The following is a 6,000-nucleotide window of genomic DNA, read 5'->3' on the forward strand; positions in this document are numbered from 1 at the left end:
ACGGCGCCTGGCGCCGCACCAGCCCCGGGCTCAGTGGCTGTCCAGCTCGCGGTGGCGCGACAGCGTGACCCACTGGTCGGCAAACTGCCGTGCCAGTTGCTCGACCAAGAACACCGACCGGTGCTGGCCCCCGGTGCAGCCCACCGCCACCGTCACGTAGCTGCGGTGGTCGCGGGCCATGGGCTCGAGCCAGCGCGACACAAATTCGCCGATTTGCTGCTGCATCTCCTGCACCTGCGTGTGGGCCGCCAGGTAGTCGGCCACCGGCGCGTCTTTGCCGGTGAGGGCGCGCAGTTCGGCTTCGTAGTGCGGGTTGGGCAGCATGCGCACGTCAAACACAAAGTCGGCATCAACCGGGATGCCGCGCTTGAAGGCAAAGGACTGGAACACCAGCGTCAGCTGGCTGGCCGGTGCCGACACCAGGTCTTTGACATGGCGCTGCAGTTGGGCTGCGCGGATGAAGCTGGTGTCGATCACATGGGCCTGGTCGCGCAGGTCGGCCAGCAGCTCGCGCTCCAGCTCAATGGCCTGCACCAGCGCGCGCTCCTGGGTGGCGCCTTGCGACAGCGGGTGGCGGCGCCGGGTTTCGGAATAGCGGCGCACCAGGGTGTCGGTGGTGGCGTCCAGGAACAGCGACCGCACCGTGATGCCGGATTCGCGCAGTGCGGCCAGGTGCTGTGGCACCTGGGGCAGCGAGGTGGCGCTGCGCACGTCCATGGCGATGGCCAGCTTGTGGGCGTGGTGCTCTTGCTCCAGCGCGACCAGGGGTTGCAGCAGCTCGGGGGGCAGGTTGTCCACGCAGTAAAAACCGGCGTCTTCCAGCGCGTGCAGGGCAACCGATTTGCCCGACCCCGACATGCCGGTGATGAGGATGATGTCCATGGTTCAGGCTCTTTTCTTGCGCGGTGCGGGGGGCTCGGTGCCCAGCATCTCGCGGGCATGGGCCAGCGAGGCTTCGGACTGGGTTTCACCGCCCAGCATGCGGGCGATTTCTTGCACCCGAGATTCTCCGCTGACCGGGGCCACCCCGCTGCGCGTGTGGCCTTGGGCGTCGGTCACTTTGGCCACGCGCAAGTGCTGGTGGGCGCTGGCCGCCACCTGGGCCAGGTGGGTCACGGCCAGCACCTGGCGGTCCTGCCCCAGCTGACGCATCAGCCGTCCCACGGTTTGCGCCACGGCGCCGCCCACGCCGGAATCCACTTCGTCAAAGATCAGGGTCTGCGCCTGCCCCAGCTGGCTGGTGGTGACGGCAATGGCCAGCGCGATGCGCGACAGCTCGCCGCCCGAGGCCACTTTGCCCACGGGCTTGGTGCTGGTGCCCGCGTGACCGGCCACCAAAAAGACCACATCCTCCAGGCCGCTGGCCGTGGGCTGGGCCGCGGCGGGCAGGGCCACTTCAAAACGCCCGCCCTTCATGCCCAGGGACTGCATGGCCTGGGTGATGGCGCGCGACAGTTGGGGGGCCGCCACGGCGCGGCTGCGCGACACCTGGCGCGCGGTGGCCAGGTAGTGCTGCTCGGCGTGGCTGGCCTGGCGCTCGAGCTGGTCCAGGTCGGCGGCCGCGTCGAGCGCGCGCAGCTCGGTCTTCCAGTCGGCCAGCAGCTGCGCCAGGTCGGTGGGCGGGCGCTTGTAGCGCCGCGCCAGGCCCATCCACTGCGTCAGGCGCTGGTCCAGTTGGGCCAGCTTGTCGGGGTCCAGATCGGTGCGGCGCAGCCAGGCGTGCAGCGAGTGCGCCGCGTCTTCGGCCTGGGCCAGGCTGCTGGCCAGCACATCGGCAATGGCCTGGAACTCGGGCTCCAGGTGTTCGTGCTCTTGCAGGCGCGACTGGGTGCGCGAGAGCAGGGCCAGGGCGCCCGATTCTTCGCCTTCCAGAATGTCCAGTGCGGCCTGCGCGCCCTCCAGCAGGGTGTGCATGTGAGACAGGCGGGTGTGCTGACCGCTGAGTTCTTCCCACTCGTCCGGGGCGGGGGCGAGTTTGTCCAGTTCGCCAATCTGCCAGGTCAGGCGTTCACGCTCACGCAGCAGCGTGGCCTGGGCCGCGCGGGCGGTGTCCAGCGCGCTTTGGGCCTGGCGCCATTGCTGCCAGGCACTGTCGAGCGGGCGGGTGTCGATCTGGGCGTAGGCGTCCAGCAGGCCGCGCACCGACTCAGGCCGGGTCAGGCTTTGCCAGGCATGCTGGCCGTGGATGTCCAGCAGCAGGTCGCCCAATTGGCGCAGCTGGGTGGCGGTGGCGGGGGTGCCGTTGATCCAGGCGCGGCTTTTGCCCTGGTTGTCCACGGTGCGGCGCAGCAGCAGGGTGTCTTCGCCGTCCAGCCCGGCCTCTTGCAGCCAGGCCAGCACGTTGGGCGTGTGCTCAAACTCAGCGCACAGGTCGGCTCGCTGGGCGCCGTCGCGCACCACCGAGGCCTCGGCGCGGGCCCCCAGCGTCAGTTGCACGGCATCGATCAGGATCGACTTGCCGGCCCCGGTTTCGCCGGTCAGCACGGTGAAGCCCTGTGACAGGTCCAGCTCCAGCGCTTCCACGATCACGAAGTCGCGCAGGGTGATGCGTTTGAGCGCCACGGTCAGGAACCTCCTTCGTTCCAGTGCATTTTCTTGCGGAGCGTGTCGAAGTAGCTCCAGCCCTTGGGGTGCAGAAAGCGGGCCCGGTGCTCGGAGCGCCGCACGGTGATGCGGTCGCCCAGCAGCAGGGAGGCCAGCGATTGCATGTCGAAATTGGCACTGACGTCGCGCCCGCTGACGATCTCGATCGCCACCTCGGCCGCGTCCGCCAGCACGATGGGGCGGTTGGACAGCGTGTGCGGTGCAATCGGCACCAGGATCCAGCCCGGGATCGACGGGTGCAGCAGCGGCCCGCCGGCCGACAGCGCGTACGCGGTCGACCCCGTGGGTGATGCAATGATCAGCCCGTCGGCGCGCTGGTTGGCCACAAAGTGGCCGTTCACCTCGACGCGCAGTTCCACCATGCCTGCCGTGCCGCCGCGGTTGACCACCACATCGTTGAGCGCCAGAGCGTCGAACACGCAGTGCCCGTCGCGCATCACGCGGGCGTGCATCAGGCTGCGGTGGTCTTCTTCGTACTCGCCGCGCAGCATGGGGTGCAGCGTGGTTTGGTAGTTTTCGAGCGGGATGTCGGTGATGAACCCGAGGCGGCCCTGGTTGATGCCGATCATGGGCACGCCATAGGGTGCCAGCCGCCGCCCAATGCCCAGCATCGTACCGTCACCCCCCACGACCAGACACAGGTCACAATGGGTGCCAATGGCCTCCACGCTCATGCCGGGGTACTGGGTCAGGCCGGTGTTGGCCAGAGTCTCGCTTTCCAGCACCACCTCGCAGCCCTGACGGGCTAAAAAGTGCGCAATATCGTCCAGCACCATGCGTGAGCTGACGGCATTCGGGCCAGTCCCTTGGGTCTGGTATTTGCCAATCAGGGCGACGTGCTGGAATTTAGACTTCATCAATAAATTACATCATTAAAATCGTGACATGCTCGATGACCGTGCCAAGTTGTTGTTGAAAGCGCTGGTTGAGCGCTACATCGCAGACGGCCAGCCTGTCGGGTCGCGCACGCTCTCGCGGGCCTCGGGGCTGGAGCTGTCGGCCGCCACCATCCGCAACGTGATGTCCGACCTGGAGGAGCTGGGGCTCATCGCCAGCCCGCACACCTCGGCCGGGCGCATCCCCACGGCACGTGGCTACCGGCTGTTTGTCGACACCATGTTGACCGTGCAGCGTGAACAGTTGTTGACACCCCAGCTGGCGCCCGAACAACCCCAAAAGGTCATCGCCAACGCCGCCAACCTGCTGTCCAACCTGTCGCAGTTTGTGGGTGTGGTGATGGCGCCACGGCGCACGTCCGTGTTTCGCCACATCGAGTTCTTGCGCCTGTCGGACCGGCGCTTGCTGGTCATCATCGTGTCGCCCGACGGCGACGTGCAGAACCGCGTCATCTTCACCGAGTCCGACTACACCCAGGCCCAGTTGCTGGAGGTGGCCAACCAGCTCAATGCCAACTACGCGGGCCTGGCCATCGAGCAGGTGCGCGAGCGGCTCAAAGGCGAGGTTGAAAGCCTGCGCGGTGAGATCGCCGCCCTCATGCAGGCCGCCGTCAACGCCAGCTCGGACGCCCACCACCAGTCGCAAGACGAGGTGGTCATCTCGGGCGAACGCAACCTGCTGTCGGTCAGCGACTTTTCAGGCGACCTGAGCCACCTGCGCCGCGCCTTTGACCTGTTCGAGCAGAAAACCCAGTTGATGCGCCTGCTGGACATCTCCAGTCAGGCCGAAGGCGTGCGCATCTTCATCGGCGGCGAAAGCCAAGTGGTGCCGTTTGAAGAGCTGTCCGTCGTCAGTTCGCCCTACGAGGTGGACGGCCAGGTGGTCGGCACCCTGGGCGTGATCGGCCCCACGCGCATGCCCTACGACCGCATGATTCAGATCGTCGACATCACCGCTAAATTGGTGAGCAACGCGCTGAGCCACCACAAGTAGGCTCTTACAATACCGGTGCTGGTTTTGCTGGGCGGGCGGTGTTGTCGTGGAGACAAGGCGGCTGGCGCAGCGGAACATGGGGGGCGTTAGCTCAGTTGGTTAGAGCAGAGGACTCATAATCCTTTGGTCGCGGGTTCAAGTCCCTCACGCCCTACCAAGCTGCATAAGGAAATCCTGCTATTTAAACGGTAGCAGGATTTTTGTTTTTTGGGGTCATGTAGCCACTGTGTAGCCAAAAAATCAGGGTTCGGGCGGGCAAAGTTTCGGGGGTGATGCTCTCGAGATTCCGGTGGGATGTTCCGGTCAGACTCTTGCTTCTGCTGTGGTGTCGACATCTGTAGGCTCTTGTAGGCCGCTACGCTATTTAGTCTTGGCAGAAGAGGGGGGGCTCAATGGAAAACCAAGAACTTGCTGACTATCAACGACTTGGGGGTTTCCTTGATAGATGCTCTGCGTTTGACAGTGAGGTCGAGGGGTTGCTCCAAGATGGTTGGACCACTTCATCGACTCGGCATGTTGTGGCGATGGGATTTTGCAAGGCAGCGTTTGAGCACGGTGTTAGCCAGAGGCTGCTTGTCAGTGAGGGCCTCTACGGGACAGCCTTGTCACTGATACGTTTGCACTTTGAGACAACAGTCCGCGCCGCATGGGTGCTTTACGCCGCTTCAGAGAGTTGGTTAAAAGACTTTACGGCGCTCGTTCCTACTGGCAGCTTGAAGGAGCCAAGCCTAGGCCCCCCTATCCCTGCAATGCTGGATGCAATCGAACCGCACGATGCCAAGTTCACCGAAGAGGGGCGCAGGCTCTTTCAGACAGTGAAGGTCATGCACTCCTTCGTTCACGGAGGCGTGCATTTGGTTGTCCATGCCCTGCGCGGCTACCCACCTGCAAAGCTCATCGACGTGTTGCGGAACCGCAACCTGATGTCTCTCACCCTCTGCAACGTCATTGTCGTTGCATCAGGAAAGCAAGCGCTGTATGGCTCTGTCGGGCGCTTGTCACGTAGCTATATGGACATCATGCCGCCAATGCTTCATTGAAGCTCCGGCGGTGTCTCTGGGTTCTACATAGCTTTGGTTTAGTTCGTATTCACTGGTATCTGTAGGGTCTGGTTTGTGATGTGCTTGCGTTCGCGAGGTCTCGCTTTCCGTTTCCATTGAGCCCTCATCCATAGGGCTCCCCGTACAGTTAGTGACACAAGTCCAAGGCGCCGCAGGCTTTGCCTGCTCTGCAATGGAAACGTCCCCATGGGCACCTTTCCATGAGGACCGCACGATCTCCCAGGTGTGGCGGGTGGATTCGACCAGCCAATGCACGGTGCGTTGCGCACCTACCCATAGGTATGTTTCCAATGGGGTGTTTTCCATTGAGTGGGTTTCGACCCCCCCGATGGCCACCCCAAACTGCTCCACAGTTGGCCAGTCAAACTGCTCCAGGCAGGACATGGTGATTATGCCGGGTCGGGCGTGATGGCCAGCCGCGCGGCGGCCTCCTTGAGTCGGTAGC

General features: G+C 64.2%; 5 protein-coding genes and 1 tRNA gene. 3 read left to right on the top strand and 3 right to left on the bottom strand.

All coding sequences use genetic code 11. From position 1 onward, the window contains the following. Window positions 1-30: 30 nt before the first annotated feature. From rapZ to PSQ40_RS11980, 3 genes are read right to left on the bottom strand one after another with little or no spacing between them, the layout of a single operon-like run. Complete coding sequence (gene rapZ / locus PSQ40_RS11970) at window positions 31-882, bottom strand: RNase adapter RapZ (protein WP_273951724.1); 852 nt, start codon at window positions 880-882, stop codon at window positions 31-33. 3 nt (window positions 883-885) lie between these two features. Then, the gene (gene recN, locus PSQ40_RS11975; RefSeq protein WP_273951725.1) at window positions 886-2,562 is read right to left on the bottom strand and encodes a DNA repair protein RecN; all 1,677 of its coding nucleotides are present in this window, start codon (window positions 2,560-2,562) and stop codon (window positions 886-888) included. Window positions 2,563-2,564: 2 nt separating this feature from the next. After that, window positions 2,565-3,461, bottom strand: coding sequence for an NAD kinase (locus PSQ40_RS11980; RefSeq protein WP_273951726.1), 897 nt, complete (start codon window positions 3,459-3,461; stop codon window positions 2,565-2,567). Between the two features lie 28 nt (window positions 3,462-3,489). Between PSQ40_RS11980 and hrcA the strand changes: the two genes are divergently transcribed. From hrcA to PSQ40_RS11995, 3 genes are all read left to right on the top strand, one after another. Further along, complete coding sequence (hrcA, locus tag PSQ40_RS11985; protein WP_273951727.1) at window positions 3,490-4,494, top strand: heat-inducible transcriptional repressor HrcA; 1,005 nt, start codon at window positions 3,490-3,492, stop codon at window positions 4,492-4,494. An 80-nt stretch (window positions 4,495-4,574) separates the two neighbouring features. Next, window positions 4,575-4,651: transfer RNA gene (locus PSQ40_RS11990), tRNA-Ile, on the top strand. Between the two features lie 235 nt (window positions 4,652-4,886). Continuing rightward, the gene (locus tag PSQ40_RS11995) at window positions 4,887-5,534 is read left to right on the top strand and encodes a DUF6988 family protein (protein WP_273951728.1); all 648 of its coding nucleotides are present in this window, start codon (window positions 4,887-4,889) and stop codon (window positions 5,532-5,534) included. Window positions 5,535-6,000 lie beyond the last annotated feature (466 nt).

Source organism: Curvibacter cyanobacteriorum, from assembly GCF_028649475.1.
GTDB classification, from domain to species: Bacteria; Pseudomonadota; Gammaproteobacteria; order Burkholderiales; family Burkholderiaceae_C; genus Curvibacter; species Curvibacter cyanobacteriorum.

Bases quoted from the DNA above. Each gene is read 5' to 3' on its own strand.
- PSQ40_RS11995 (WP_273951728.1), top strand. From the start codon at position 4,887: ATGGAAAACCAAGAACTTGCTGACTATCAACGACTTGGGGGTTTCCTT.
- hrcA (WP_273951727.1), top strand. From the start codon at position 3,490: ATGCTCGATGACCGTGCCAAGTTGTTGTTGAAAGCGCTGGTTGAGCGC.
- rapZ (WP_273951724.1), bottom strand. From the start codon at position 882: ATGGACATCATCCTCATCACCGGCATGTCGGGGTCGGGCAAATCGGTT.
- PSQ40_RS11980 (WP_273951726.1), bottom strand. From the start codon at position 3,461: ATGAAGTCTAAATTCCAGCACGTCGCCCTGATTGGCAAATACCAGACC.